General features: G+C 72.3%; 2 protein-coding genes. One reads left to right on the forward strand and one right to left on the reverse strand.

Annotated features, from left to right (window positions below):
* The coding region (locus MMB92_RS35100) for an SDR family oxidoreductase (RefSeq protein WP_277563270.1) at positions 1 to 892 on the reverse strand (892 nt) is incomplete at its 3' end.
* 292 nt (positions 893 to 1,184) lie between these two features.
* Between MMB92_RS35100 and coxB the strand changes: the two genes are divergently transcribed.
* On the forward strand, positions 1,185 to 2,062 hold an 878-nt coding region (gene coxB, locus MMB92_RS35105), incomplete at its 3' end, for a cytochrome c oxidase subunit II (protein ID WP_346829427.1).

Genomic DNA, 2,062 nt, shown 5'->3' on the forward strand with positions numbered 1-2,062 from the left:
CCTCGGCGCCGGCGCGGCGCGCTTCGTCGGTGAACGCGCCGCGCGTCGCATGCCGGCCCGGCACCGGCTCCCACAGGTTCGACGGGCGCGGGCCGGCCCGCGCCGCGCGCTGCTGGCCGCGCACGGCCGTCCGCGCGAGATAGCGGTCGAAGCAGCCGGGGGCAAGGCCGTTCGCGACGATCGCCGCGAGCGACGACCAGCCGACCCAGCGCTCGCGGCACGGATGCCGCGCGGCGTGCACGATCGCATCGGCCGCCACCTCCGGCGCATAGACCGGCGCGACCGGACGCGGTGCATGCGGCAGCACGGATTCGGCCCAGTCGAACTGCGGCGTGTCGATCGCGGGCAATTGCACCATCGTCACGCGCACATGACTGTGTGCATGCAGCAGCTCGCAGCGCAGCGCGTCGGTAAAGCCGCGGATCGCGTGTTTCGCGCCGCAGTACGGGGCCTGCAACGGAATCGACCGGTATGCGAGCGCCGAGCCGACCTGCACGATCGTGCCGCGGTTGCGCGGGGCCATCCGTGCGAGCGCGGCACGCGTGCCGTACACGCAGCCGAGGTAGGTGACGGCCGTCACGCGCGCGTAGTCTTCCGGCGAGATGGCGTCGAACGGCGCGAACACGGTCACCATCGCGTTGTTGACCCACACGTCGAGCGGCCCGAGTTCGTGTTCGATCCGCTCGGCCGCCGCGTCGAGCGCAGCCGCATCGCTGACGTCGACGGCAATCGGCAGCGCCTGGACGCCATACGCGCGCACTTCGCATGCGGTGTCGTGCAGCGCGCGCGGATCGCGAGCGAGCAGCGCGACGTTCGCGCCGAGTCGCGCGAACGCGTGGGCGGTCGCGCGACCGACGCCCGCGCTTGCACCCGTGATCGCGACGGTCTTCACGGTCGAGTCCTCCCGTTTTTCGATGATGGCCGGCACGCCGTCGAAGCTTTCGCGCCGCAACGTGCCGGAACGCGATCGGCGCAGCAAACGACATGCCGTCGGCCGCCGGGGCCGTATGGCCTCGGCGCGAGCCGTGAACGGTCGCCCAATTTACAAGCCGGCTGTAACGCGCCGGCCGTCGTGCGCGCAATCCCGCCACCTCGCGGCCGCCTCCGCGCCGGCCGCACGCGCACGAAATTTGCTCCGCCGCGAACGGCTGTCGTCATGCCGGTGCGTCCGGCAAGGAGTCTCGTTGCTCGTTCCGCTGTCCCGCAAAACGCGTCATATCGCGCGCGTCGCACCGTTCGCGTGCGCGGTCGCGCTGAGCGTCGCGTACGCGGCCGCCGCGCCTGCGGCGCCCGGCAATCCGGCCGCGCCGTTGCCGCTCGCGTACGTCGTGCACACGGCCGGCCCCGCCGCGCAGCCGGTGTTCGTGCTCGGCTGGGCGCTGCTCGCGCTGTGTACGTTCGTCTGCATCGCGATCGCCGTGCTGCTGCTGATCGCGCTGTTTCGTCGTCGCGCACGGGCAGGCGGCGGCCACGGCAGCGGCCTGACGATCGTGACCGTGGGCTCCGCGATCTCGATCCTGCTGCTGTTCGGCGCACTCGTGTACATGCTGCGCGTGCTGGGCATGGTCGCCGCACCGCCGCGCCCGCCCGCGCTGACGATCACCGTGACCGCACAAGACTGGTGGTGGGCCGTTCGTTATCCGGACGATGCGGGCAGCCCGGCCTTCGTCACCGCGAACGAGATCCATATTCCGGTGGGCGAGCCCGTCGCGATCGAACTGAAGAGCGCCGACGTGATCCACGCGTTCTGGGTGCCGCAACTTGCCGGCAAGACCCAGACGATTCCCGGCCAGACCAACCGCCAATGGCTGCAGGCCGACCGGCCCGGCATCTATCGCGGCCAATGCTCGCAGTATTGCGGCGCGCAACATGCGCACATGGCGTTCGAAGTCGTGGCCGAGCCGCCGGCCGCGTTTCACGCATGGCTCGCCGCGCAGCGCCAACCGGCCCGGGCACCCGCGGCGGGCGCCAACGCCGAACGCCGCGGCCAGCGCGTGTTCGCCGCGCGCTGCGCGGGCTGCCACGCGGTGCGCGGCACCGACGCCGCGGGCGACGCGGGCCC

Origin of the sequence: Burkholderia sp. IO2 (assembly GCF_029522185.1) — a bacterium.
Taxonomy (GTDB): domain Bacteria; phylum Pseudomonadota; class Gammaproteobacteria; order Burkholderiales; family Burkholderiaceae; genus Burkholderia; species Burkholderia cenocepacia.